Origin of the sequence: Salinisphaera sp., assembly GCF_002729955.1 — a bacterium.
GTDB lineage: Bacteria > Pseudomonadota > Gammaproteobacteria > Nevskiales > Salinisphaeraceae > Salinisphaera.
On record NZ_PBYA01000056.1, the window covers coordinates 74,100 to 100,408 of the forward strand.

Below are 26,309 nucleotides of genomic sequence, written 5' to 3' on the forward strand. Positions count from 1 at the left end.
GCGCCCTCGCTGCACAAAAGCGTGCCAGACAAGGCGGGTGGCGCCGGAGTTAGCTGGTCCAGGGCCAAGCCACGCTACGCTGCGCGACGACTGGGGCTAACAGGCCCTAGTTGGCGTTGGCGGCCACCGCCACCGGCTGGGGCGCGCCCGTCGCGTCGTCCCGCCATAGCGTTTCCACGCGCGATTGCAGCCACTCGGCCGCCCGGGCCGCCGCTTCGGGCGAATACAGGCCGCGCTGGTGTTCGATATCGAGCGTTCGGGCCCGCTCGAGTAGCGCGCGCCAGCCGTCGAGATCGCCCGGCCAGTTGGGCAGGTGAATCGCCGCACCCACGGCGGCCAGCGACTCGGCCTTGCGCTGCTGCTCATCGAAATACCGCCACTCCGGTGCGCAGATAAACGGACGCCCGGCCCGCATGACCTCGTGCACGGTGTTGTCGCCCGCGGAGGCGAGCACGATATCGGCGGCGGCGATGTAGTCGCTGGTATGCGATACCCAGCCGTGATTGACCAGGTTGGCGAAGTCGGTTTCGTGGCCTTCGCGGTGCAGCGGGCCGACGGTGACGAACAGGGTGTCAGGGGCGGCCCGTGCGGCCACGGTCAAGGGCGCATAGGGCGTACCCGCGCCGCCGCCGCCGGTGAGGGCGACCACGATCTCGCGATCCAGCGGCAGGCCCAGCGCTCGGCGTGCCGAGACTTTATCGTCGCGATGTTCGCTGCTGGTACACAGGCCGCCGCTGTAGAAGGTCTTCGCGCGGGCCCAGTCGGGGTAGTCCGCCTGTTCCAGGCGCTCGTCGAAGGGCGCGAGCATGCCGGCACAGGCATCGTAGGCGGCCAGGTGGCCGGCATCGCCGCGATTGCCGTGCATGCGGATCTTGATCGCCGGTACGCTGGCGATGCGTGCGAGCAGGGCCAGTTCGGCCGATACGTCGATCACGAACAGCCCGGTATCGCGGTCGTCCAGATGGTCGAGAATACGGCGCATGGTCTGGCGCATCGCGGGCAGGCCCAGCGGTACGCAGTGCATGACCGACGGCGTGGGCTGGTCGTAGAGTTCGGGCGTGGGAACGGGCGCGCCGATCATGTTCGGCAGGGCGACGATTTCGATATCGCGCTCGAAGCCGTCGAACAAGGACGGGTCAGCCGTGAGAACGCTGACCGGTTGCGAGGCCGGCAGCTCACGCACGATCGCCATCGTGCGTTGGGCATGTCCGCGGCCCTGGTGATGAACGAAAAAACTGATCGGTTTGGCCATGGGCGAACGCATCGAAGCCCGACGTCGCCGGGCAGGGGAACCATCGCGTCATGATCGGGGTCGCCGCCGTTCGCGGAAACCGTAGTTTCCGGTAGACCCATTAAATTTTGTTTTGCAGACCGAACCTTTGGGAGATCGCGTGATTACCATGCGTCAGGTTTGAGGATCGGCTTTCCTTTGCGGTTGAGCACGGCCCTTGGTAACTGACTTTGTGATAGGTCGTCTGCCTTGAGCTGCCTTCGAGTCCAGTGGGCTAGCGCATCCAATTGCCCGCTACGTCGACTGGAACGATTGAGCGAAGGCAAAACCACACCCCGGACGATGTCGGGAAAATCGTGTTTGACGATGTCCAGTGCCGGCGCGAGATCAGAATCGTTACTCACGAGGACGATTTGATTGATGCGGTTGTACGCCGCGTCGCGGTACATGTGCAGGCTAATGTTGACGTCGGTTTGTTTTTCCTCAAGCACCTCGACCCGCTTGAGTTCGCCCGTTTCCAGTAAACGCGCCTTTTTGATCGTCGAGGCATGATAGCCGTTGATGACTTCTGTCGGCCCCGAGGGCGCAAACTTCAGCGCGTTGTGGTAGCGGCGTTGCCGATCCGGCGAAGCGGGATCCGATGCGTATCGTCCCAGGACCGGCGCCGTGAAAAACTTCACGGTGACAAGTTCGAATGCCGGATTCGGCGCCGACTCCATGATGATTTGTTCGATGAGACGACGTAGATCCAACCATTTAAATCGACTACCGGTGAGCGCCGAGTAGTAGAGGTTATAACCATCGATATAAGCGATGGTGCGTAATGGTCTAAGCACGGGATCAGCGGATTGATAGATCTACAAATGAAAAAACCGCCCGAAGGCGGCTTTTTCGCCCCAAGGCGTAGGTCATCGCGACCACGCCAAGGGGTAGGTTAGGAATGAGTATTCAACAAACGCTAGATTGATGCAATACGTTATTCAAGTTCGTTAGAACACTTCGAACAGGCCGGCCGCGCCGATGCCGCCGCCCACGCACATGGTCACGACCACATACTTGGCGCCGCGACGCTTGCCTTCGATGAGGGCATGGCCGGTCATGCGTGCACCCGACATGCCGTAGGGATGGCCGATGGCGATGGAGCCGCCGTTGACGTTGTATTTGTCCGGGTCGATGCCCAGATAGTCACGGCAATACAGGCACTGGCTGGCGAAGGCTTCGTTGAGCTCCCACAGGCCGATATCGTCGACCTTCAGGCCATAGCGTTCCAGCAGTTTCGGCACGGCATAGATGGGGCCGATGCCCATTTCGTCCGGATCGCAGCCGGCTACCGCCATGCCGACATAGGCACCCAGCGGTTCCAGGCCGCGGCGTTCGGCTTCGGCGGCTTCCATGAGCACGCTGGCCGAGGCGCCGTCTGACAGCTGCGAGGCGTTGCCGGCGGTAATGAAACGGCCTTCGCTGATCTGCTGGCCGTTCTTGAACACCGGGTTCAGGCCCTGCAGGCCTTCCAGCGTGGTGCTCGGGCGGTTGCCTTCGTCCTTGTCGAGGGTGACTTCGACTTCGCTGATTTCGCCGGTCTGCTTGTCCTGCTGCTTCTTGATGGTGGTCAGCGGCACGATTTCGTCGTCGAACTTGCCGGCTTCCTGGGCAGCGGCGGTGCGCATCTGCGACTGGTAGGCGTATTCGTCCTGGGCGTCGCGCGAGACGTTGTAGCGATCCGCTACGACTTCGGCGGTTTCAAGCATGGACATATAGATGTCCGGACGATGCTCGACCAGCCACGGGTCACGGGCACGGAAGGTGTTCTGGTGCTCATTCTGGACCAGCGACACGGATTCGAGGCCGCCGCCGACGACGATGTTCATACGGTCGTTGACGATCTGCTTGGCCGCGGTGGCGATACCCATCAGGCCCGAGGCGCACTGGCGGTCGATGGTCATGCCCGGCACCGAAGTCGGCAGGCCGGCACGAATCGCGCACTGGCGAGCCACGTTCTGGCCGGTGGAGCCCTGCTGGAGTGCCGCACCCATGATCACGTCGTCGATGTTCTCGCCCTGGAGCTTGGCGCGCTTGAGGGCATGCTCGATGGCATGGCCGCCGAGCGCCTGTGCCTGGGTGTTGTTGAAGGCGCCGCGATAGGCCTTGCCGATCGGCGTGCGGGCGGTTGAAACGATGACTGCTTGTCGCATGGGACTCCTCGATTGTTCTTGCAGTAAGGGCCTGTAGGTGTCGTTTATCGGCCCGTGCCCGTCGCCGAAGGACAAACGGGCGCCGCGATGGGCTGAAGGCCGTAGTTAAGGCCGCTATAAGTTTTTCGAAACGACCTTTCGAAAAAAGCCGTGTCGCAGTATGTTGAGCCGCGTAAAGGGCGTCAAGCGAGCTCGACGCCGTCGTTTGACGGCCTCACATGAATGGCGCGCGATCCCTTTGTAACGGTATCGCGGCCTCATGCCATGGCGTATCTTACACGCGGTGAACGATCGTTCGGTATCCTTCACCCCCTGTTGCGAGAACAAAAAGGAGTCTTCATGTCGCTGGTCGATCAACTCAATGCGCAGATGCGTCTGCCGGTCATCGGTTCGCCGATGTTCATTCTGTCCAATCCGGATCTCGTGATCGCCCAGTGCATGAGCGGTATCGTCGGCTCGTTTCCGGCGCTGAACGCGCGCCCGGCCGAGGAGCTGCCGGTCTGGCTCGAGCGGATTACCACCACGCTGGACGAGGCCCGTGCGGCCGACCCGCAGGCCAAGATCGCGCCGTTCGCGGTGAACCAGATCGTGCATGCGTCGAACGATCGTCTCGAACACGATCTGAAAGCCTGTGCGGACTTCAAGGTGCCGTTGATGATTACCAGCCTGCGCGCCCCGCATGCCGCGGTGGAAGTGGCCCACGACTACGGCGGTCATGTGTTCCACGATGTGATCAGCGTGCGCCATGCCGAGAAGGCGGTTGAAGCCGGGGTGGATGGGTTGATCGTGGTTTGTGCGGGGGCGGGCGGCCATGCCGGTACCCTCAGCCCGTTTGCGCTGGTCTCCGAAATCCGCCAGTTCTGGGACGGCCCGTTGATTCTGTCGGGCTCGATCACCCGCGGCGAACATATTCTCGCGGCGCAGGCCATGGGCGCGGACTTTGCCTATATGGGTACGCGATTCATCGCCAGCGCCGAAGCGAACGCGGTGGACGAATACAAGGCGATGGTCACCGAATCCACCGCCAAGGACGTGATCTACTCCAACCTGTTCACCGGCGTGCATGGCAACTATCTGCGCGGCTCCATCGAAAACGCAGGTCTGGACCCGAACGCGTTGCCCGAATCGGGCAAGGAAGCGATGACCTTCGGCAGCGACCGCGAGAAGAAGAAAGCCTGGAAGGACATCTGGGGCGCCGGGCAGGGCGTGGGCAGTATCGACAGCGTGCTGCCGGCCAGCGAAATCGTCGACCGCCTGGCGACCGAATACGCCGCCGCGCGCAAGCGCTTCGCTTAAGCCGGCACGGTTGTCGCGGTGCCGGCCGGGTGGCTGGCACCGCAGCGGATCAGCGCGCTCTGGCGCCGAATCGCGCACTGATCGGGCGCCAGACGCGGCTTGTCCGCGCGTTAGACGCCGGCAGGCGCGTCGAACACGATCACGTATCGCGCTCATGACAGTGGCGGCCGTGCCCTCCGTAAGACTGCTGATATACCCGCAGCACGGGTTTCGTTTCCATGCGTATTCAACAGCCGCCGCCCCCGCCGGGCGGTGGATACGAATTCTAACGTGGGCGCGGTAGCGCGCTGACGTCGCAAGGAGCGAAATCATGCAAGCAGAAGCCATGCTCAAGAGCCACCCGAACCCGCTGTCGGTTCAGAAACAGCTGGTCGCCTGTGTCGAAGCCTGCTTCGACTGCGCGCATCACTGCACCGCCTGTGCCGATGCCTGTCTGGCCGAAGACAATGTGGCCGACCTGCGTGGCTGCATCCGAACCGACCTCGACTGTGCCGACATCTGCAACGCCACCGCGCGTGTGCTGTCGCGCCAGACCGCCTTCGGCGAATCGCCGGCCGCCACGCAGGTGAAGGCCTGCCGCGACGCCTGCCAGAAGTGCGCCGCGCATTGTGAAGGCCACGGCGACCAGAACCAGCACTGCGCGCTGTGTGCCGAAGCCTGCAACCGCTGCGTAAAAGCCTGCGACGATCTGCTGGGCGAGATCGACTCCTAAGGCACGACTGCCTTAAGTTCGGCATGCGGCAAACGCATGCCGCTCAACGAAAGCGTGGCTCGATCAGCACGAGCCGCGTTTTTTTTTGGGTCGCGATATGAGCCCGCGCCACCCCTCGGCGCCGGGCGGAGTGCCGCCCATCACAGCAAACGTTGCGGGCGATGCGTCCGTGGGCTGTCCTAAACAAGGTAGTAGCCGCCGAGCTTGAGGTCGTAACGGTAAAATCGGCCCTAGGCAGGGCGCGGCAACGTTACAGATGGCGTTCGTTGGCCCAGATCAGCCACGCCTTACTGCTGCTGCGAAAAGCGTCTGTCGCTATCTAAAGTCGGGATAGTGCTCCGCCCTCAAGCGTGACGGATGCCCCTCAGCCCTCAGTGGCTTGACCACTCCTCGTAGCTCGGCACCTCGATACCGAGAATCTTCGGATCCTTATAATCAGAAGCTATCGGGATGCCGTTCTTTCTGGCGCGAACCTCTAACTCCGCACGCCGTCTATATTTCTTGGGAACTGTGTTTTTATAGTTTTCAATCGCCGCCTCCAGGTCACTATTTTGCTGCGGATCGTAACCGATCATAAGTGTGCGATCATTTTTGATGTCGACGCTGAACGTATCCCCCTGGTTTACGCCTTCATAGCGACGCGAGTAGTTCAATCGAATAAAAACATCGGCGGCATACCAGGTCCAAGTCGGATCAGCTCGCAAATGCTTCCAATCATCGAATGTCAGCTCGTAATACGGATCTTGTGGGATCAGCAGTGTTTCGTCGTCTTCCCAATAGATCGGCACTTTCTTGTAAGCGCGCTCGAAAAAGTAGGTGGCTGCTCCGGTAAGGCGCGGCTCACGCGGCGAATAGTACCGTTCGTACCCGGCCGCCCGAATGCGTTGCACGATGTCTTTATAGAGCGTGTACACCGCCCGGTCGTACTCTTCATAGGCTGCGTCGCTGGCGTCCTTGCCGGGATAGTCAGGCATCTTGATCGACACGCTGATGTCGCCAATCGGCCAGCCTTGATCCGTATCTTCATCCATGAAGACTTTCGTGGCCTGCGGTAGCGAGAGCGTTCGATCGCCGCTAACGATCTCGACGCGAGGTTCGGTGCCGGTCGCGATTCGGCCGACTTCGTAAAACGTGAGGCCAGCAAGACTACCTTGGTCAATCGTCAGGTCATTCTGTGCTTTCAGATCGTCGCCTTTTTCGCCAATCGGAATGCGCAATACGGGATTCTGCATGGCAGTTGTAGCCTGTTTTGTTGATGCGGCAAACGAGGTTGATCTGATCCAAGCACCGGCCCCGATGACGATCGCCAGCGCACAGATGACTAGCGAGATATGCCTATGCATGTTGCCAGCGAGCGATTGCGCGAAGCTGATCGAGCATGTAATCGGTCTTTTTGGTCATCAGTCGATGGTAGCGATCGAGAATCCGAGCCACGTATGCCATCCGCTCGTCCTCGTTATAAAGCGAGCCATCGTCGAGCGACATGGATTCCGACACATCCTCGGGCTTGAGCCTGGCGGGCTCAAGCTCGTTTCTGATGATGTCATCCGTTAGCGTCGCCTCGCTGTTGAAGATCAGTTCCGGCGTTCGCGCGCCGAGGCTTGCCGGTGCCCAGCGACGGAAGAAATCATTCGTACTGATTGCGCTCCGGAACTCCGGATGGTCGTAGACTAGGCGTTGTAGGCGTAGTCGCTGCTCATGATTCAGAAACGATTCGGCGCTTCTATAAAGGGCTTTGAGTCTCGCGTCGTCAAGGGGGTCGTCGATGTTCTCGGCACGCTTCATCTGCGCAAATCCGGCCTTCAACGGCGCGGTCGCCCGGCAGTTATCCACCTCGGCCAGTGCGCCAGCGTGATCATGGATACGATATGGCCCGACAATTGGCGCGACGCGGGACTGGAGCGAACGCTCGAGCGACACGTTCTTGCCCGGCGCCCAAGGCAACGCGTGCATCTGGCGTTTGACTTCCGGGTTATAGGTGGCGACATCGCGTTGGTCCACGCAACAGTCGAATGATTCGCGGCCGTGGCGTTTGTAGTAGGTCATCCACGGAACCACTTCGATGAACACCCAGAAGTTGCCCTTGAGCAGATAATAGAACGTATTCGCTGCGGCTGCACGGGCGAACGCGGCTTTGGAGCGGAAGTTCAGGCTCCAGAAATCAATATTCTCGTTGGCGTACTCGATACCTTCGACGACTTGCTTGGCGGCGAATGCCGCCAGCCCGGGCCAGTAGAAACGCCCGGCTTTATCGGTGCCTTCGTCGGATAGAAAAAGGGCGGCGTAGCCGCCGGCGGTGCGTTTGGCACGGCGGATAGCCTGCGGTAGCAGTTCGTTGTTTTCGGACTGGGCTTCGATCGCGGCCACCTGTTCGATCGACCACAGATCGGCACAGGCCAACGTGCAGGTCTTGACGGAGTCCGCCGTGGTGTTGGTTCGCGAGCGCGCATTGGCCTGGCCACGCTCGTAGGTTACGCCTTCGTGATCGTCGACCAATGTGGACATGATGGGGTCCTCTATTCGAACCGGTCGTCGCCGATCTGGATCTTCGGCACGGTGTAGTCGGCGCGGGCCGGGCGTTTGTCGCTCGTATAAAACCGTCGCGTCCGCCCGTCTTCGACGGTATGCGCGCGCTGGATCTGGTTGTCGACCTCGGCGGTATATGGGATATCGGCCAATGATCGGCCGAGCGGGTCGACAAACTCGAAGGTTTCACCGAATAGGCCACCGCCGGGCGGAAATTTGTCCATTGAGGTTTTGATCTTGCCCGGCCCCGTAAACACCTTGTTCCCCGCATGCACGGTGAGCGTGCCCGGACAGGCCACGGTAATCTTGCCGCCTTCGAGCGTGACCGAGGCCCCACCGGCGGTGGCCAGCTTGACGGCCTTTTTGCCCGCGAACTCGCCTTCGGCGTTGGCACTGGCGATCTTGAGGCTGTCCTTGCTCTGTACCTTCATCTGGTCGGCCTGGGCCTGCAGGTCCAGGTCGCCGTGGCCGGCGATGAGTTTCAAACCCTCGCCCGAGCCTTGTACGCCGGCCAACACCCCGATGGACTGACCGCTATGGATATGCAGCCGTTCGCCGATGGCCCAGTTGCTGTCGGTGCCGCTGGCGACCGTCAGGGTTTCGTCGGCATGCCAGTGCACATCCTGGCCGGCGACGACGCCCAGGCCGGCCTTGGCGGCGATGGCCAGGATCGGATCGGCCGGGTGGGGGCGTTTGGTGTCGGCCAACGCTGTGTTTTTGTTGTCCGCATCGGCCGTGGCCTGTTGCCAGTCGGCGGCATCAACCTGCCCTTGAGCGGTTTTCAGTAGGGCCGCGAGTGGGCTGGCGCTCTCGTCGATCGAAGACTGGTTCGCTTTTGCTGCGCCCAGATGCGCCGCCAGCGCCGTCGTCGTATGCGTGGTCGCGATCTGGCTATAGCTTTCGCCGAGCTGGTTGGCCTGTTTGAGCAGCGCTTGGCCGGCGGTGAAGTCGCCGGCGGGCTCATTCGCCTGGATGCCATAGGTCGAGAGTAATACGCCACGCTCACCCCGCACCGCGCCGTACGCATCGGTTCTAAGCTCGAAGCCGGTACCGCGAAAACTGCCACGGAAGTTGTCGGCCTGATGGATCAGATGGCCGAGGTTGAGCTGGCTGTGGGCCTGGGTGGTGGCCAGCTGAATACGCTGCTGGCCGTCGGTGTCGTCGAACACGAGCTGGTTGTGGCCGCTGCCGCCGAACTCTTGGGTCTTGGTGCCGGACAGGGCCGCGGCATTGCGATGATCGTTATCCCCGGCGGCGGCGCCATGCCAGGCCGGGGCCTGGCCGCCGGCGAGATTGCCCTGGGCGGACGGGGCATGGTCTGCGGCTTGTTGGTAAGCCGTGGTATCGCTTTCACGCTGCGTGCCGCCGGGCGTGGCCGGCGTGCCGGCTTCGCCCTGGCCGTTGTAGAGACTGCCGGTGACCACGGGGCGATCGATATCGCCGCCGAGAAACTGCACCAGCACTTCCTGGCCGATGCGCGGGATGAACTGCTGGCCATGGCCGGCCCCGGCATCGCGCTGGGTACAACGAATCCAGCAGGTCAGGCGGTCGTCGGGTTGATCGCCGCGTTGCCAGTGAAAACGCACCTTGATCCGCCCCAGGGCATCGGTATGCAGGGCATCGGCGCCGACCGGGGCCGTGGCCCCGTCGGGGCCGACCACGGTCGCGGTCTGCGCACCCGGCGCGGTCGGGCGCGGGTTGAAGCGCAGGCCGGTGTCGTCGGCCAAGACGGGCCGCCAGGGCACATCGCGACGGATGGCATCAAAGCGGTTGGCATAGCCTGTTTGCTTCGCCTGGGCGAGCAGGTCGGCATCGGCCTGTTCGCCGTGCGCCGCCGGTATCTTGCCCAGCCGGGCCTCGACGCGTTTAGCCAGATCATTGGGCAGGTTGTTGATGCCGACATGACTTACGCTCAGCACCAGAAACTGGCGTTTGCGCTCGTCGGCATCGCCGGTGGCGGCCGACAGCGCGTCGAGATTGGATTCGGTGAGGGTGAAGACATGCCCACAGGCGAGCGTGCGAACGCTGGACTCGCCGTGCCAGGTCTTGGTGCGCGCTTCGGCGGCTTCCAGGGCCAGGCGGGTATAGCGCTCGGCTTCGGCGTCGCTGGCCCAGGCATAGGGCCCGGCATAGTCGTAGGCTTCGAGCATGGGCGCATCCTCGGCGCCGTAGCGGGCCTCGGTGGGCAGACCGGCGCTGGCATTGGCCTTGCGCTTGTAGTCGAAGCTGGTGGACGACAGCCGGGCATAGGGCAGCTGGCGGGTGGCGCCGAACTGCTGGATGGCGTCCTGGGGTTCCTGACTGGCCGCGCGATGAAACCGGATGCCGGCCCCGCCCAGGGCATTGGCCGAGGTGACGTCTTCAGGGCGATGGGCGGCATCGGCGAACAGCATGAGCCGATGCCCGGCCGGGGCTTCGTCATCGGTGACGAAATGAAAGCCCAGCCCTTCTTCGGCGAGCAGCCGGGCCACGAAGTCGTAATCGGACTCGCGATACTGGACGCAATAGCTGCGGGGGCGGGTGTCGTGCAGGAACTCGCCGACCTCGTCGGCGAGCTGCCAGGCGGCGATCGCGGCGTAGTCGGCAAAGACCTGTTCGACGATCTCGATGACGGTCTTGGCCTGAAACACGCGGTTGTGCCGGCCGATGGTGAGATACCACAGCCAGGGCACGGTGGTGAGCCGGTAGCGGGCGAGCCCGCCGTCGCCGGAGAGCAGCTCGGCATCGCGTACAAGCCCGGTGCGCGAGTAGCGGCTTCCATCGGCCAGGGTGGTGATCAGGGTCAGCGGCTCGCCGATGAAGTCGGGCAGGGCGAGCTGGGCATCGGGCGACAGGGCCACGATCTGGGTGGGATGCACCGACGAGAGTTCTTCGAAGCCCTGCCAGCGTTCGACCATGAGCGACGACACGCCCGCACTGCCGGCGAGGCGATACAGCCGGCTTTCGGCCGTGAACAAGGCCGTGAGCTCGGAGGTCAGGGCGTCTCGGGCGGCGAAAGACATGGGCTTTTTGTTAAACGGTGGCTTTTACAAGCATCTCGAAATTGGATGACAATTTCCAGTCATGCGCGAGCTAATCGGCGCGCGTCGACCCGGAAAGTTTGCCATACCGGGTGTCAGGCATAAAAAAGCCGCTTCGTGGAGAAGCGGCTTCGAGGCCCTCGGGCGACGAGACGCCTATTTCTTGCGCTGCAAGAATTTGTTCATGATGCCGCGCACTTCGTCCGAGAACAGGCGTTCGCTGAAATGGGTGATTTCGCGGTCGATCTGGCCGCCCAGGTCGTCGCTGCCCATGCCCTGGCGCAGCAGTTGTTTGCTCAGGCGCACGGCCTCGGGCGGCTTGGCGGCGAGCTTTTCGGCAATCGCGGTGGCACGCTCGCCCAGCTCGGCATCGGGCACGCGATAGGCAATCAGGCCCATGCGAAGGGCTTCTTCGGAGTCCAGCGTGTCGCCGGCGAGCAGCAGCCGGGCCGCGTTCTGGCGGCCGACCAACGCCGGCAGCAGCAGGCTGGAACCGGCTTCGGGCACCAGGGCCAGATCGATGAAGGCGGTATAGAAACGGGCGCTTTCGTTGGCGATCACGAGGTCGGCATGCAGCAGCATGGTGGTGCCGATGCCGGTGGCCTGGCCCTGAACGGCGATGAGGATCGGCTTGTCGAGGGCGATAAGCGCCTTGATGAACTTCATCGCAGGGCCGCCACCGCTTTCGGCCCGGCTTTCCGGCGTGGCCTTGGCGAAATCGCTGATGTCGTTGCCGGCACAGAACATATCGCCGGCACTATCGATGAGCAGCGTGCGTACTTCGTCGTTGGTGCGTACGTGGTCGACCACGCGCTGCATATCGGCATACATCGCGCCGGTGAGGGCGTTGCGTTTGTCGGCGCGGTCGATCGTCATGCGCAGCACGCCGTGGGTCAGGGCGACGCGGATATGACCGCTATCAAGTTCCGGTTGGGCCATGGGGCAATCCCTTCTTGATTAGAAAATGATGAGCGACAGCGACTGGGCAATACAGGCCGGCTTGTCGCTGCCTTCGATTTCGATGGTGACCGTGTTGTGGAGCATATAGCGGTTGTCGCCGCGCGGCTCCACGGCTTCGAGTTTCTGGCGGGCGCGCACCTTCGAATCAACCGGTACGGGCGCGATGAAGCGCACCTTGTCGAGACCGTAGTTGACCGTGGTGGTCACGCCTTCGATACGCCGGATCTGGCTGGTGAGCTGCGGCAATAGCGACAGGGTGAGAAAGCCGTGGGCGATAGGCGCGCCGAAGGGGGATTCACGCTCGGCGCGCTCGACGTCGACATGAATCCACTGGTGGTCTTCCGTGGCATCGGCAAACTGGTTGATCCGTGCCTGGTCGATGAGCAGCCAATCGCTCACGCCCACTTCCTCGCCCACCAGCGCCTGCAGGGCGTCGATGTTTTCTATGATCTGCACGACATTCTCCTCACTCACTCTCTCGCAATAAAAAACCGGTACCCACGACGCTCGAATGCGAGCGCCGCGGATACCGGTCGACTGGCCATAGCGAACGCTTGGGTTAGCTGACGGCTTTGTCGAGTTCCGGGATGATTTCGAACAGATCGCCGACGAGGCCGATATCGGCCACTTCGAAGATCGGCGCTTCTTCATCCTTGTTGATGGCCACGATCGTGCCCGCGTCCTTGATGCCGGCCAGATGCTGGATGGCACCGGAAATGCCGAAGCACATGTACAGCTCGGGCGAGATGATCTTGCCGGTCTGGCCTACCTGCATGTCGTTGGGTACGAAGCCCGCATCGACCGCAGCACGCGAGGCACCCACGGCCGCGCCGATCTTGTCGGCGAAGTCGTAGACGATCTTGAAGTTCTCTTCGCTGCCGACACCGCGACCGCCGGAGATGACCTTGGGCGCGGTCTGCAGATCGGGACGATCGCTCTTGGCCTGCTCGAGGTTCACGAAGCGGGTATGCGACGGGATTTCGGCGTCCAGGCTCAGGGTTTCGATCTCGGCATTGCCGCCTTCGGCCGCGGCCGGGTAGGAGGCACAGCGTACCGAGGCGACCAGAACCTGATCTTCCGGCGCCTTGACCGTGATGATCGCGTTGCCGGCATAGATCGGGCGATCGAACTCATGCGCGGAATGCACGGCCATGATGTCCGTGATCATGGCGACACCCAGCTTGGCGGCCACGCGCGGCATCAGATCCTTGCCGAAGGTGGTGTTCGGGCCGAGCACATGGCTGTACTCGCCGCTTTGTGCGGCGGCCGCGATCTGCGGCGCCAGGGCCGCAGCGGTCGGATGCTTGTTGGCGTCGTTGTCGGCCTGCAGCACCTTGTTCACGCCGTCGAGCTTGGCCGCGGAGGCAGCGATATTGGCGCCGTCGTCGCAGAGCACGAGCACGTCGATCGCGGTCGGGCTCATCTGCTGGGCGCAGGTGACCGCACGCGCCGTGGACTGGTTGAGTTCGCCGTTGAGGTAGTCGGCGATGATCAGAATCTTGTTGCTCATAGCAGGCCCTTTTCCTTGAGTTTGCTCACCAGTTCGTCGACCGATTCAACCTTGATGCCGCCGCCACGCTCGGGCGGGGCCACGGTCTTGACGGTTTCGAGCATAGCGGCGCGTTCCACGCCGAGGTCGTCGAGGCTGGTGTCTTCGATCGGTTTCTTCTTCGCCTTCATGATGTCCGGCAGCTTGAGATAGCGCGGCTCGTTCAGGCGCAGGTCGGCGGTGATCACGCCGGGCAGGTCGATATCCAGCGTTTCCAGGCCGGCGTCGATTTCACGGGTGACCTTCGCGGTTTCGCCGTCGAGTTCGATTTCCGAGGCGAAGGTCGCCTGCGGCCATTCCAGGAGGGCGGCGGTCATCTGGCCGGTCTGGTTGGAATCGTCATCGATCGCCTGCTTGCCCATCAGAAAGACCTTGGGCTCTTCCTTCTTGGCCAGCGCTTCGAACACACGGGCAGCGGTCAGCGGCTGTACCGGCTCGTCGGTCTTGACGTGGATCGCGCGGTCGCAGCCGAAGGCCAGCGCACTGCGCAGCTGTTCCTTGGCGGCTTCCGGGCCGATGGTCACGGCCACGACTTCATCCGCGCTGCCGGCTTCCTTCCAGCGCATGGCCTGTTCGACGGCGATTTCGTCGAACGGGTTCATGCTGTGCTTGACGCCGTTCTCGACGACGCCGGAGCCGTCCGGCTTGATCTGAATGCGCACGTTGTAGTCGATCGCGCGCTTGACGCTCACCAGTACTTTCATGTGTCGGTTCTCTTGTCGCTATGTCTTTAAAAACACCCGGTCGCCACGGCGCAGTTCGACGAACAAACCGCAGCGCCCGTGCCTACATCGCCGAGTACTTCGGCCCGCCGCCGCCTTCCGGCGGCACCCAGGTGATGTTCTGGGACGGATCCTTGATATCGCAGGTCTTGCAGTGCACGCAGTTGGCGAAGTTGATCTGGAAGCGCGGCTTGCCGTCTTCGCCGTCGACCACTTCGTACACGCCTGCCGGGCAATAACGCTGGGCAGGTTCTGCGTATTTGGGCAGGTTATGCTCGATCGGGATCGACGGATCGGTCAGCTTGAGGTGACAGGGCTGGTCTTCCTCGTGACCGGTATTCGACAGATGCACCGAAGACAGGATGTCGAACGACAGCTTGCCGTCGGGCTTGGGATACTCGATCTCCGTGCACTGATCGGCCGGCTTGGTCGCCGCATAGTCCGGCGTGGTGTCGTGGAAGTTCCACGGCGCCTTGCCCTTGAACCAGTTCTGCTCGATATAGTTGAGCGCGCCGCCCTTGAAGGTGCCGAACTTGTGCAGCGAGGCACCAAAGTTGCGGCTGGCATAGAGTTCTTCGTAAACCCAGCTCTTCTTGAAGGCGTCGGTGTAGGCGGTGAGTTCGTCGTGACCCTCGCCGCCATTGGCCAGTGCGTCGGCCGCGGCTTCGGCTGCCATCATGCCGGACTTCATGGCCGTGTGATTGCCCTTGATCTTGGCGAAGTTCAGCGTGCCGGCATCGCAGCCGATCAGCACCGCACCCGGCAGGGTCATCTTCGGCAGCGAGTTCAGGCCGCCCTTGGTGATGGCGCGCGAGCCGTAGGACACACGCTTGCCGCCTTCCAGATACTGGGCGATCTTCGGGTGGTGCTTGAAGCGCTGGAATTCCTTGAACGGCGACAGATAGGGGTTTTCGTAGTTCAGGTCGACGATCAGGCCGACGGCCACGCGGTTGTCTTCCAGGTGATACAGGAAGGAGCCGCCGCTGCCCGACAGATGGATCGGCCAGCCCGCGCCGTGAATGACCAGGCCCGGCTCGTGTTTTTCCGGGTCGATTTCCCAGATTTCCTTGAGGCCGATGCCGTAGTGCTGCGGGTCGACGTCCTTGTCGAGCTCGAATTCGCGAATGAGCTGCTTGCCGATATGACCGCGACAGCCCTCGCTGAAGAAGGTGTACTTGGCGCGCAGTTCCATGCCGGGGACATGGCTGTCCTTGGGCTCGCCGTTCTTGCCCACGCCCATCTCGCCGGTGATGATGCCCTTGACCACGCCGTCTTCGATGATCGGGCTCTGGGCGGCAAAGCCGGGGTAGATTTCCACACCCAGGGCTTCGGCCTGTTCGCCGAGCCAGCGGCCGAGTTGGCCGAGTGAAATGACGTAGTTGCCTTCGTTGTGCATCGGCGCCGGCACGAAGGCATTGGGCATCTTCGTAGCCTTGCTTTCGCTGGTGAAGAAATAGATTTCGTCACGCGAGACCGGCACGTTCAACGGCGCGCCTTTTTCCTTCCAGTCGGGGAAGAGCTCGTCGAGCGCGCGCGGCTCGAAGACCGCACCGGACAGCAAATGGGCGCCGACTTCGGACCCCTTTTCGACAATGCAGACTTCCAGTTCCGGGCTCTTCTGCTTGAGACGGCAGGCGGCCGACAGGCCGGCCGGGCCGGCGCCGACGATGAGTACGTCGTACTCCATCACGTCGCGTTCGATTTCTTCACTCATATCGTTTTTGCTCTTTGCTGGCTCGTCACACCACTGGGGAGCGCGCGCCGTCGGTGGAAACGGTCACTGGCGCTCTGCGACAAGCGAAGGGCGCCATGATGGCACCGATAATTACGCGTCGCCATCCCGTATGGAGCCACCGCGGTGGCGCCGACTGCAGGCGATGCGACGTTACGGATCGTCATGATCAGACCTTCATGCCCGGCATGTTCAGCGAGGCGGTGTTGCCACCATCGACCGGCAAGGCCTGGCCGGTAATGAAGCTGGCGTCGTCGCTGGCGAGAAACGTGATCGCCGCGGCCAGCTCTTCCGGCCGGCCGTAGCGACGCAGTTCGCAGCGCGCGCCAAGCTTGTGAGTCTTGTCGTTCGCTTCGGCATAGTCGAAAACAGACTTCGTCATGCCCGTTTTGACCAGCCCCGGGCAGACCGCGTTCACCCGTACATTGTACTGGCCCAGGTCGCAGGCACTGGTCTGGGTGAGGTTGATCACCGCGGCCTTGGATGCGCTATAGGCATTGCCGCCCGCGCCAGAGCGCACGCCGGCAACCGAGGCCGTGTTCACGATCGCACCCGCGCCGGCATCGCGCATGTGGCGTGCGACCGCTCGGGTGAAATGCATGGTGCCGAACAGGTTCACGTCGACCACGTCGCGCCATGTGTCCAGATCGTTATCGGTGACCGGCGCATAGTCGCCGCCGGCAATGCCGGCGTTGTTGCAAAGCACGTGAATCGCGCCGTGTTCGGCGGCAATACGATCGGCCAGGGCGGTGACGGCGGCTTCATCGCGCACGTCCAGCGCCGAGATTTCGTGGCCGCTACCGGGCAGCATGTCGAGAACCGCCTGAAGCGCGGCTTCTTCGCGGTCTACGAGCACCACGCGTGCGCCTTCCTCGGCAAAGCGAAGGGCGCTGGCGCGGCCGATGCCGCTGGCCGCACCGGTGACGATCACCGTGCGGTTTTCGAATCGTTTCATCGCGGCCGCTGTCATTTTTATCTCCTTTGATCGCGCGTCGAATTCTACACAAGGGCCGGGGGGCGTCAACGTGGATGAAACTCTGTTTCATCAAAACATGAACGATCGTTCACGCATTCCCGTGGCTCGAACTGTACCGCCGATAGCGGTATGCAGCACGTATTTTTGGCGCCGCGAATCAGACGGTGCTAGTTTCGATTGCACGATGTGCGAGGCATCGATAACAAGTGGCAAAAGCCACGCTAAAACAAACCGGAGGAGACGCAATGAAGCACTACAAGGGGCTCGTGCGACGGGCCGTGGCGGCAGTTGGGGTGGCAGCGGCGCTGGCCGTGCCAACGCTTGGCAGCGCGGCCGACGACACCATCAAGATCGGCTATATCGACCCGCTTTCGGGGCCCTTCGCCAACGTGGGCGATGCCGGTCTCAAGCACTTCAAGTATCTGGCCGAGCGCATCAATGCGGACGGCGGCATTCTCGGCAAGGATGTCGAGATCATCGGCTACGACAACAAGTCCAGCGCCCAGGAATCGCTGCAGATTCTGCGCGAGGCCGCCGACGAAGGCGTGCAGTACATCACCCAGGGTAATGGCTCGCATGTAGGCGGGGCGCTGGTCGACGGCGTGGAGAAACACAACCGCCGCAATCCCGATAATCGCATGGTCTTTCTCAACTATGCGGCCGTGGACCCGGCCCTGACCGGTGAGAAATGCTCGTTCTGGCATTTTCGTTTCGATGCCAACAGCGCCATGAAGCTGCAGGCCATTACCGATTACATGGCCGAGCAGGACGACATCAAGAAGGTGTTTCTGATCAACATGGACTACTCCCATGGGCAGGCGATCTCGCGTATCGCCAAGGAAATGCTCAAGGAGAAACGTCCGGATATCGAAATCGTCGGCGACGTGCTGCATCCGGTGGGCAAGGTGAAGGACTTCTCGCCCTATATCTCCCAGATTCAGTCCTCCGGCGCGGACACGGTGATCAGCGGCAACTGGGGCAACGATCTGTCGCTGCTGGTCAAGGCCGGCGCCCAGGGCGGTCTGGACGTGGACTGGTACACCTACTATGCCGGCGGCCTGGGCACGCCCACGGCGCTGGGCAAGGCGGGTGCGGAACACGTCAAGATGCTCACCGAATGGCAGGAGAACCTGGTCGAGGAATACGAAGCACCGGAGCTGCGTGAAATTCTCGAGGAGTTCGAGCAGCGCTACGAAGGGATCGAGTTCTACTACCTGCGTATCAAGACCCAGATGGACATGCTCCAGCAGGCCATGGAAAAGGCGGGCAGTACCGATCCGCTGGCCGTGGCGCGGGCCCTGGAAGGCATGACCATGGAAACGCCGTTCGGCACGGTGACCATGCGTGAGCAGGATCACCAGCTGCTGCAGCCGCTGTTCATCTCTACCTTCTCGGAAGACTATCCGAAGTACGACTCCGAAGGCTCCGGCCTGGGTTGGGTGATGAACGCCAAGCTCGATGCCGCCAGCACCGCGGTCGACAGCGTTTGCGAAATGAAGCGTCCGTCGAGCTGATCGTCAGCGATCACGCTTGATCCCCGGCCGGCTGGTTCGCAGCCGGTCGGCATGACGGTGACGGGGCCCCGGCGCATGCGCCGGGTGCCGCGTACGCCCGACGCTCTGTCATTTCGCCGTCTCGGGGTGCCCGGTGATGCTCGAATCCATTGTTTTTTCGGTCTTGAACGGCCTGCTCTACGGCATGCTTTTGTTCATGCTGGCCAGCGGCCTGACGCTGATCTTCGGCATGATGGGCGTGCTCAATTTCGCCCACGCCAGTTTCTACATGCTGGGCGCCTACTGCGCCTACACCATCAGTTCGTACACCAATTTCTGGGTGGCGTTGATTCTCGCGCCCCTGTTCGTGGGATTTCTCGGCGCGCTGACCGAGCGCTTCGGGCTGCGCAACGTGCATAAGCACGGACACGTGGCCGAGCTGCTGCTGACCTTCGGTCTGGTCTATGTCATCGACGAGCTGGTGGTGCTGATCTGGGGCCAGATCCCGGTCAACTACGCCATTCCGCCGTCGCTGGACTTCACGCTTTTCACCCTGTTCGGCACCAGCTTTCCGGCCTATCGCGCGTTCATTCTGTTCGTGGCCGTTGCCATGTTCGTGGCGATCTACCTGCTGCTGGTGCGCACACGCGTGGGCATGATCATTCGTGCGGCGCTGTCGCACCCGGAAATGGTCGGCGCACTCGGCCACGACGTGCCGCGTATCTTCACGCTGGTATTCGCCTTTGGCACCGGTCTGGCCGGGCTGGCGGGGGTGATGGCCGGCAACTACTACATCACCGAGCCGGGCATGGCGTTTTCCATGGGCCCGATCGTGTTCGTGGTGGTGGTGTTCGGCGGGCTGGGTTCGCTCGGCGGCGCGCTTGCCGCCTCGTTGATCATCGGCCTGGTCACGACCTTTGCCGTGAGCCTGAATTATTCCGTTGCCGATCTGCTGGCTGCCGTTGGGCTGGGGCTCGACGGTGAAAACATTGCCGGCGGGCTGGCCCATATCGATCTGTCGCGTATCGGTCAGATGCTGCCCTATCTGATGATGGTGCTGATTCTGATCTTTCGCCCGCGTGGGCTGATGGGAGCGCGCGAATCATGAGTCATTCCCAATCTTCGCGTACGGCACTTTTATGGCATATCGGCGTCTGGGCGCTGTTTGCGCTGGTGATCGTCGTACTGCCCTATATTTTCACCTCAAGCAGCTCGATTTCGATGATGAGCCAGATGGGCGTGTTCATCATCTTCGCGCTGTCCTACAACATGCTGCTCGGTCAGGCGGGCATGCTCTCCTTCGGCCATGCGGTGTATTTCGGCCTGGGGGGCTTCTTTACCCTGCATGCGATCCGGGCGGTCAATGACGAGGTCTGGCAGTTTCCGCTGGAGCTGATGCCGCTGATCGGCGGCGCGGGCGGGCTGGCCTTCGGCATTCTCTTTGGCTCGATCTCGACCCGTCGGGCCGGGGTGACTTTCGCCATGATCACGCTCGGCATCGGCTCCATGGTGGAATCCAGCGCCAACATGTTCACCGACTTCTTCGGCGGTGAAAGCGGCATATCCGGCAACCGTGTGACCGATGTGACGCTGTTCGGCTTCAGCTACGGGCCGTCGATCCAGGTTTATTACCTGATCGGTGCATGGACCGTGATTGCCGCGGTGGCCATGTATCTGCTCACCAAGACACCGCTCGGGCGTATTTCCAACGCGGTTCGCGACAATCCCGAGCGTGCCCAGTTCGTGGGCTACAACACCACCATCGCGCGCTTTATTCAGTTCTCGCTGTCGGGCTTCTTTGCCGGTATCGCGGGCGGTCTGTTCGCGATCATGTTCGAGATCATGACCGCGCCCAACGTGGGGCTGGTGCAGTCCGGCGCGGTGCTGTTGATGACCTTCATCGGCGGCGTGGGCCTGTTCTTCGGGCCGATTATCGGCGCGGTGCTGGTGACCTACATGCATACCGCGCTGAGTGGTTTTTCGGAAGGCTGGATCCTGTATTTCGGCCTGATGTTCGTGTTCATGGTGATGTATGCGCCGGGCGGTATCGCCGGTGTGATCTATGCACACGCTGCGCCGTGGCGGGCCGGCCTGTTCCGGCGGCTGTTGCCGGGCTATCTGCTGGCCCTGATACCCGCGCTGCTGGCGATCGCCGGGCTCGTGGCGGTGGTGGAGATGGGCTATCAGCTATCGCTGGCCTACGACCCGTCCAGCCCGATCGAGCTGTTCTATATGCAGATCAACGCCACGAGCGTCGTGTCCTGGCTGGTCGCGCTGCTCGTGCTGGCAGCGGGCATCGGCGGTGTGCTCGGGGCCGCGCGCGTGGTGCGTGCCCGCTGGGCCGAGGTGAACCGATCCATGCAGGCACCGGGAGCAAAGACATGAGCGATGCACTCACACTGGCGAACGTGCACAAGCGCTTTGGCGAAACGCCGATCATTCGCGGCGTGGATCTGGCGGTGGCCCCGGGCGAGCGGCATGCCATCATCGGGCCCAACGGGGCCGGCAAGTCCACCTTGTTCAACCTGATCAGCGGCCGCTATACCCCGAGCGAAGGCGAGATCAGCCTGCACGGCAAGCGTATCAGCGGGCTGGCGCCGCACCAGATCAATCGGCGCGGGCTGAGTCGGAGTTTTCAGATCACCAACCTGTTCCAGAACATGACGGTGTTCGAGAACCTGCGCTGCTCGCTGCTCTGGGCCCAGGGCTATAAATACTCGTTCTGGCATCTGGTCGGCCGTCAGGCCGCCCTCAACGAGGCCGCCGAACAGTGGCTGGAACGACTGGGGCTTTCGGCGCGTCGCGATGTGCCGGCCTCGCTGCTGACCTATGCCGAGCAGCGCACCCTGGAAATCGGGACCACCATCGCCGGAGGCGCGGACGTGATTCTGCTGGACGAACCCACGGCGGGCATGGGCCTGGCCGAGCGCGACCACACGATGGCGATGATCAGCGAAGTCACCCAGGGCAAGACGCTGCTCATGGTGGAGCACGATATGGGCGTGGTATTCGAACTGGCCGATCGCATCAGCGTGCTGGTCTACGGCCAGGTCATCGCCAGCGATACGCCGGAAGCCATCCGGGCCAACGCGGCGGTACAGGAAGCCTATCTGGGCGAGGCGCATTAGCAATGAGCGCGAATATGCTGGAAGTCAAGGATCTGCATGCCTATTACGGCAAGAGCCACGTCCTGCAGGGGGTGGATTTCAACGTCGGCCGCGGCGAGATCGTAAGCCTGCTCGGGCGGAACGGGGTGGGGCGTTCGACCACCTGCAAGGCGATCATGGGCCTGGTTGCGCCGCACGGCCGCATCGAGTTCGACGGTGAGTCGGTGGCCGGGCTCAAGTCGCATCAGGTCGCGCGCCGTGGCATCGGCTACGTGCCGGAGGATCGGCTGATCTTTACGGGACTCACCACCCGCGAAAACCTCGAAATGGGGGTCAAGAAGGTGGGGGCGAAGACCGGCTGGTCGCTAAAGGACGCCTACGAACTGTTCCCGCGCCTGTCCGAGCGGGCCGACGTGAAGGCCGATCTGCTCTCCGGCGGCGAACAGCAGATGCTGACGATGTGCCGCACCCTGATGGGCGACCCCAAGCTGATCATGATCGATGAACCCACCGAGGGGCTGGCGCCTCAGATCGTTTCCCAAGTGGGCGACTTTCTACTCGCGATCGCCGACAAGGGCATTTCCGTGCTGCTTGTCGAACAACGCCTGAGTATCGCCATGCGCGTGTCGCATCGGGTTTATGTGATGGGGCATGGGCGGATCGTGTTTGAAGGCACGCCGGGCGATCTGGAGGCCGACGAGGGCGTGCGGCGCGAGTGGCTGGAGGTCTGATGCGTTCGCCGCGATGCATGTTCTGCGGCGCGTCATTCGTCGCAGATGCAACTTGGCCGCGGGGGGTCGCCCATAGCGGATCGCGCGCCGATTGCGCGGTATCGGCTCGAACGAGGCCCGGCCGGGCCCGGCGTTCGACGTAATCCTCGTGCTTTCGTCCGGCCCGTTGAGGCGGCGCGAAAGCCCGTCGGACGAACGTTCGATCGTCAATACCCCGCCCGCAAAGCGTTTGCGGTTTTGCCGCCATTTTCAGACGGTTGGCCGTGTCGGATTGCTGTATTAGTCAAATGAAACGGGGTTTCACTAGGCTGTTGACGGCGGTTCGCGAGCGTGGCAGCTTTGAACCATAGAAAAGAAAAATGCCGCCGGGGCACGCGACGCAGATCGCACACAAAAACGCTACCGGAGCACGGCGCATACAATCGGAGGAGATCACCGCATGAGCGATCGTCGGATCGATACGCGGTCGCCGACGCCCCTGTGTCGGCTACTAGCGCATGGCTTGGCCCGGCCGGACTTCGTGTCCTGGCAGGTGCCGGCTGCGCTGTACTCCCTCCTTTCGTTGCTGCTGATTCGGTTGGGCCGTCGTGCATAGCGCCGGTCTGATTCCATCTTCCGTGGACGGTGCGTTGCCCGTACACGGTCTGACACCTTGGTTCGCTCAATAGGGGGAGACCGTCTTGGATTTGTTCCTTCAGCAGGTGCTAAACGGCCTGACGCTCGGCAGCATCTATGGGCTCGTCGCCCTGGGGCTGACGCTGGTTTACGGCATTCTGCACGTGCCCAACTTCGCCCACGGCGCGCTCTACATGGTTGGCGCCTACGTCTGTTATTTCACCATGTCCGATCTGGGCCTGAACTACTGGGTCGCGATCGCCGCGGCGGCGGTGGTCGTGGCCGCCTTGTCGGTGATCTGCGAACGGCTGGTCTTTCATCCGCTGCGCCATGCGCCGCCCATCCACGACAAGATCGCGGCGATCGGCATCCTGCTGTTTCTCGAAGCCGTGGTGCAGATGTACTGGGGTGCGGACTTCCGGCGTATTGCATCGCCTTATAACCAGATTCTGGATATCGGCGGCCTGACCCTGCCGGCGCAGCGGCTGCTGATCATCGTCGGTGCGTTTTCGCTGATGGGCGCCCTGCACCTTTATCTGAAAAAGACCATGACCGGCGCGACCATCGTCGCCATGGCCCAGAACCGTGAAGGCGCCTTCCTGGTCGGTATCGATGCCAACCGCGTCGCGATGATGACCTTCGCCATCGCCGGCGCGCTGGCCGCGGTCGCTGCCGGGCTGTTCGCGCCGATCAACCTGGTCTATCCGGCCATGGGGCATCTGGTGCTGCTCAAGGCCTTCGTGATCATCATCCTCGGCGGCATGGGCAGTATCCCGGGCGCGATCATCGGCGGCCTGATCATCGGCTTTTCCGAAGCGCTCGGCGGCTTCTATCTGTCGAGCACCTACAAGGACGTCATCGCCTTCGTGCTTCTGGTCGTGATCCTGTCGATCAAGCCGACCGGCCTGTTCACCAAGGGGGTGCGCTAATGAACCGCGCAATCGATTTTCTGCTCGGCTCGACCATGCGCTGGCTGCTGCTGGCCCTGGCGGTCGTCTTTCCGCTGGTCACCGATAACGAGTACCACATCTATGTGATGGCGCTGGCCTTCATCTGGGCGATCGCCGTCTACGGCATGAACATCATCACCGGCTACTGTGGCCAGCTGAATCTGGCCCATGGCGGTTTCTTCGCGATTGGCGCCTACGTGGTGGCCATCCTCACCGTCGATCACGGCTGGCCGTTCTGGCCGGCGTTTGCCGCGGCCGGGCTGTTCGGTGCGGTATTCGGTTTCGTGGTGGGTATCGTGTCGCTACGGCTGAAGGAACATTACTTCGCGATCTTCACCCTGTGCGTCGGCTACATCATCTATCTGATGATCGACAAATGGGAGGCGCTGACCCACGGTTCGCTGGGCATCATCAACATTGCGCCGCCGGAAGGCTTCGGCCTGGTTGATTTCACCCAGACGATCCCCTTCTACTATCTGGTGCTGGCTTTCCTGGCGCTGGCGATCTGGCTGACCCGACGGATTTCCGAATCCCTGCTCGGCCGCACCTTCCGCGCTATTCGTATCAGTGACGATCTGGCCCAGTCGCTGGGCATCAATCTGATGCGCAACAAGGTTCTGGCCTTCGTCATCTCCACCGTTTATGCCGCGGCGGCTGGCGGTCTGTATGCCGGCGTGGTGCGCTTCATCGGGCCGGAAGAGGCCAACTTCATTCATACCTTCGACATGATCGCCTACCTGCTGGTCGGCGGTATCGGCACGCTCATGGGGCCGCTGCTGGGCACCTTGGTGATCACCTGGCTGACCCAGGCCGTGCAGTCGCTGGAGGAATACCGAATGATCGTGTTCGGCCCGATGCTGGTGCTGCTCGTGATCTTCTTCCCGCGCGGCATCGTCGGCTCGTTCCTGACCTGGCGCGGTCGGCGCATGGCGCGTCAGGCGCCGCGCAAGACGCGCGAGTCCCGCGTGGATACGACCGACTCGAACAGTGCCGACGCTACGGAGGCGCGCAACAATGCTTAATATCCGCAATCTCACCAAGCGCTTCGGCGGTCTGGCGGCGGTCAACGATGTGAGCGTCGAATTCGGCGCCAATCAGATCAACGCCATCATCGGGCCCAACGGCGCCGGCAAGACCACGTTCTTCAATCTCATCGCGGGCGCGATGCCGCCCACCGAAGGCGTGATCGAGTACAAGGGCCAGGATCTGGCCGGCAAGTCGCCGGACTCGATCGCTCGGCTGGGCGTGGCGCGCACGTTCCAGACCACGATGCTGTTCGAGGAGTCGACCGTGCTCGACAACCTCATCGTCGGTCATCGGCTGCGCACCGAGTCCCGCCTGTGGGACGTGATCGTCAATTCCAAACGGCTCAAGACCGACGAAAAACGCTGCCGCGACAAGGCTGCGGAGACGCTTGAATTCGTGGGTCTTTCGCATATCGGCCATCGCTATATCGCCGACACCAGTCAGGAGGAGCGCAAGCGCGTCGCCTTCGCCCTGGCGCTGGCGACCGATCCGGAGCTGGTGCTGCTCGACGAGCCGGCCGGCGGCGTCAATCCTGAAGAAACCGACGGGCTGGTCGATCTCATTCACAAGATGGTCGATCACGGCATCACGGTCTGTCTGATCGAACACAAGATGGACATGATCATGCGTATCGCCGACAAGATCATCGTGCTCGATCACGGCGAGAAGATTTCCGAAGGCACGCCGGAGCAGGTCAAGAACGATCCGGTGGTTATCGAAGCCTATCTGGGGAAAGAAGATGCTGAAGCTTGAGGGCGTCGACGCCAAATACGACAGTTTCAAGGCCCTCGACGGGGTGTCGCTGGAAATCGACGCCGGCGAGCTGGTCGTATTGCTGGGCGCCAACGGTGCCGGCAAGACCACGCTGTTCAACACCATCAGCGGGCTGATGAAGCCGGCGGCCGGGCGTATCACCATCGACGGCAAGGACGTCACCGGACGCAAGCCCTCGGCGCTGGTTCAGGCGGGTGTGGTGCAGTGTCCGGAAGGACGCAAGCTGTTTCCCGGCATGTCGGTACTCAAGAATCTGCGTCTGGGCGGCTATGTGCACCGGCGCGATCGTGCCGGCATGAACCGCACGCTCGAGCATATTCTGGCGATGTTCCCGATTCTTGAAGAAAAGAAGGACCAGCCCGCGGGCTCGCTGTCCGGCGGTCAGCAGCAGATGGTCGCGGTCGGGCGTGCGCTGATGGGACGCCCCAAGCTGCTGATGCTCGACGAGCCGTCGCTGGGGCTGGCGCCGCTGGTGGTCAAACAGGTTTTCGAGACCGTGCAGTCGATTAACGCCGAGGGCACGACCGTGCTCCTGGCCGAGCAGAACGCCTATGCCGCGCTCAAGATCGCCAACCGCGCGTATGTGATCGAGAACGGCAAGCTCGTAATGCAGGGCGACCGGGAAGAAATGCTCGGCAACGAGGCGGTGCGCAAGGCCTATATCGGCGCCTAGGAATTCCAAAATCTCGTGATTCCA

The 26,309-nt window shown here is 62.4% G+C and carries 23 protein-coding genes; 11 read left to right on the forward strand and 12 right to left on the reverse strand.

Annotated features, from left to right (window positions below; translation table 11 throughout):
* Positions 1-106: 106 nt before the first annotated feature.
* The 3 genes from CMN27_RS15840 to CMN27_RS15850 form a co-directional block, all read right to left on the reverse strand.
* Positions 107-1,252, reverse strand: a complete 1,146-nt coding sequence (locus CMN27_RS15840; protein ID WP_293627980.1) for a glycosyltransferase — start codon at positions 1,250-1,252, stop codon at positions 107-109.
* 143 nt (positions 1,253-1,395) lie between these two features.
* Positions 1,396-2,067 (reverse strand): NYN domain-containing protein, encoded by a 672-nt coding sequence (locus CMN27_RS15845; protein ID WP_293627982.1) that lies wholly within the window; start codon positions 2,065-2,067, stop codon positions 1,396-1,398.
* A 153-nt stretch (positions 2,068-2,220) separates the two neighbouring features.
* Positions 2,221-3,423, reverse strand: a complete 1,203-nt coding sequence (locus CMN27_RS15850) for an acetyl-CoA C-acyltransferase (RefSeq protein WP_293627984.1) — start codon at positions 3,421-3,423, stop codon at positions 2,221-2,223.
* A 339-nt stretch (positions 3,424-3,762) separates the two neighbouring features.
* Between CMN27_RS15850 and CMN27_RS15855 the strand changes: the two genes are divergently transcribed.
* Entirely contained in the window at positions 3,763-4,719 is a 957-nt protein-coding gene (locus tag CMN27_RS15855; protein WP_293627986.1) for a nitronate monooxygenase family protein, read from the forward strand.
* A gap of 310 nt (positions 4,720-5,029) precedes the next feature.
* Complete coding sequence (locus CMN27_RS15860; RefSeq protein ID WP_293627988.1) at positions 5,030-5,431, forward strand: four-helix bundle copper-binding protein; 402 nt, start codon at positions 5,030-5,032, stop codon at positions 5,429-5,431.
* A 371-nt stretch (positions 5,432-5,802) separates the two neighbouring features.
* On the opposite strand, the gene CMN27_RS15865 is transcribed toward CMN27_RS15860, so the two are convergent.
* The 9 genes from CMN27_RS15865 to CMN27_RS15905 form a co-directional block, all read right to left on the reverse strand.
* Positions 5,803-6,774 carry a hypothetical protein gene (locus tag CMN27_RS15865; RefSeq protein ID WP_293627990.1) on the reverse strand — a complete coding sequence of 324 codons (972 nt, stop codon included), beginning with the start codon at positions 6,772-6,774 and terminating at the stop codon, positions 5,803-5,805.
* Positions 6,767-7,831 carry a hypothetical protein gene (locus CMN27_RS15870; RefSeq protein ID WP_293627992.1) on the reverse strand — a complete coding sequence of 355 codons (1,065 nt, stop codon included), beginning with the start codon at positions 7,829-7,831 and terminating at the stop codon, positions 6,767-6,769. The genes CMN27_RS15865 and CMN27_RS15870 overlap by 8 nt, the downstream gene beginning before the upstream one ends.
* 116 nt (positions 7,832-7,947) lie before the next feature.
* A complete protein-coding gene (locus CMN27_RS15875; RefSeq protein ID WP_293627994.1) occupies positions 7,948-10,959 on the reverse strand; it encodes a type VI secretion system Vgr family protein in 3,012 nt (1,003 codons plus the stop codon).
* Positions 10,960-11,133: 174 nt separating this feature from the next.
* Positions 11,134-11,916, reverse strand: a complete 783-nt coding sequence (locus tag CMN27_RS15880; protein ID WP_293627996.1) for an enoyl-CoA hydratase-related protein — start codon at positions 11,914-11,916, stop codon at positions 11,134-11,136.
* An 18-nt stretch (positions 11,917-11,934) separates the two neighbouring features.
* Positions 11,935-12,393: a MaoC family dehydratase gene (locus CMN27_RS15885; protein ID WP_293627998.1), complete on the reverse strand. Its 459-nt coding sequence runs from the start codon at positions 12,391-12,393 to the stop codon at positions 11,935-11,937.
* A gap of 103 nt (positions 12,394-12,496) precedes the next feature.
* The gene (locus CMN27_RS15890; RefSeq protein WP_293628000.1) at positions 12,497-13,447 is read right to left on the reverse strand and encodes an FAD-binding protein; all 951 of its coding nucleotides are present in this window, start codon (positions 13,445-13,447) and stop codon (positions 12,497-12,499) included.
* Complete coding sequence (locus CMN27_RS15895) at positions 13,444-14,190, reverse strand: electron transfer flavoprotein subunit beta/FixA family protein (protein WP_293628002.1); 747 nt, start codon at positions 14,188-14,190, stop codon at positions 13,444-13,446. Before CMN27_RS15895 ends, CMN27_RS15890 begins: the two co-directional genes overlap by 4 nt.
* 82 nt (positions 14,191-14,272) lie before the next feature.
* Positions 14,273-15,910 carry an electron transfer flavoprotein-ubiquinone oxidoreductase gene (locus tag CMN27_RS15900; RefSeq protein WP_366515476.1) on the reverse strand — a complete coding sequence of 546 codons (1,638 nt, stop codon included), beginning with the start codon at positions 15,908-15,910 and terminating at the stop codon, positions 14,273-14,275.
* Between the two features lie 199 nt (positions 15,911-16,109).
* Positions 16,110-16,895, reverse strand: a complete 786-nt coding sequence (locus CMN27_RS15905) for an SDR family NAD(P)-dependent oxidoreductase (protein ID WP_293628005.1) — start codon at positions 16,893-16,895, stop codon at positions 16,110-16,112.
* A gap of 266 nt (positions 16,896-17,161) precedes the next feature.
* On the opposite strand from CMN27_RS15905, the gene CMN27_RS15910 reads away from it, so the two are divergent.
* The 9 genes from CMN27_RS15910 (at position 17,162) to CMN27_RS15950 (ending at position 26,285) form a co-directional block, all read left to right on the forward strand.
* Positions 17,162-18,430, forward strand: coding sequence for a branched-chain amino acid ABC transporter substrate-binding protein (locus CMN27_RS15910; RefSeq protein WP_293628007.1), 1,269 nt, complete (start codon positions 17,162-17,164; stop codon positions 18,428-18,430).
* A gap of 136 nt (positions 18,431-18,566) precedes the next feature.
* A complete protein-coding gene (locus tag CMN27_RS15915) occupies positions 18,567-19,517 on the forward strand; it encodes a branched-chain amino acid ABC transporter permease (RefSeq protein ID WP_293628008.1) in 951 nt (316 codons plus the stop codon).
* Positions 19,514-20,794 (forward strand): branched-chain amino acid ABC transporter permease, encoded by a 1,281-nt coding sequence (locus CMN27_RS15920; protein ID WP_293628010.1) that lies wholly within the window; start codon positions 19,514-19,516, stop codon positions 20,792-20,794. The genes CMN27_RS15915 and CMN27_RS15920 overlap by 4 nt, the downstream gene beginning before the upstream one ends.
* Positions 20,791-21,537 carry an ABC transporter ATP-binding protein gene (locus CMN27_RS15925; protein ID WP_293628012.1) on the forward strand — a complete coding sequence of 249 codons (747 nt, stop codon included), beginning with the start codon at positions 20,791-20,793 and terminating at the stop codon, positions 21,535-21,537. The genes CMN27_RS15920 and CMN27_RS15925 overlap by 4 nt, the downstream gene beginning before the upstream one ends.
* 14 nt (positions 21,538-21,551) lie before the next feature.
* Positions 21,552-22,247, forward strand: a complete 696-nt coding sequence (locus CMN27_RS15930) for an ABC transporter ATP-binding protein (protein ID WP_366515477.1) — start codon at positions 21,552-21,554, stop codon at positions 22,245-22,247.
* 680 nt (positions 22,248-22,927) lie between these two features.
* A complete protein-coding gene (locus CMN27_RS15935) occupies positions 22,928-23,791 on the forward strand; it encodes a branched-chain amino acid ABC transporter permease (protein ID WP_293628016.1) in 864 nt (287 codons plus the stop codon).
* The gene (locus CMN27_RS15940; protein WP_293628018.1) at positions 23,791-24,834 is read left to right on the forward strand and encodes a branched-chain amino acid ABC transporter permease; all 1,044 of its coding nucleotides are present in this window, start codon (positions 23,791-23,793) and stop codon (positions 24,832-24,834) included. Before CMN27_RS15935 ends, CMN27_RS15940 begins: the two co-directional genes overlap by 1 nt.
* Complete coding sequence (locus tag CMN27_RS15945; RefSeq protein WP_293628020.1) at positions 24,827-25,591, forward strand: ABC transporter ATP-binding protein; 765 nt, start codon at positions 24,827-24,829, stop codon at positions 25,589-25,591. Before CMN27_RS15940 ends, CMN27_RS15945 begins: the two co-directional genes overlap by 8 nt.
* Positions 25,578-26,285 carry an ABC transporter ATP-binding protein gene (locus CMN27_RS15950; protein ID WP_293628022.1) on the forward strand — a complete coding sequence of 236 codons (708 nt, stop codon included), beginning with the start codon at positions 25,578-25,580 and terminating at the stop codon, positions 26,283-26,285. The genes CMN27_RS15945 and CMN27_RS15950 overlap by 14 nt, the downstream gene beginning before the upstream one ends.
* Positions 26,286-26,309: the final 24 nt, after the last annotated feature.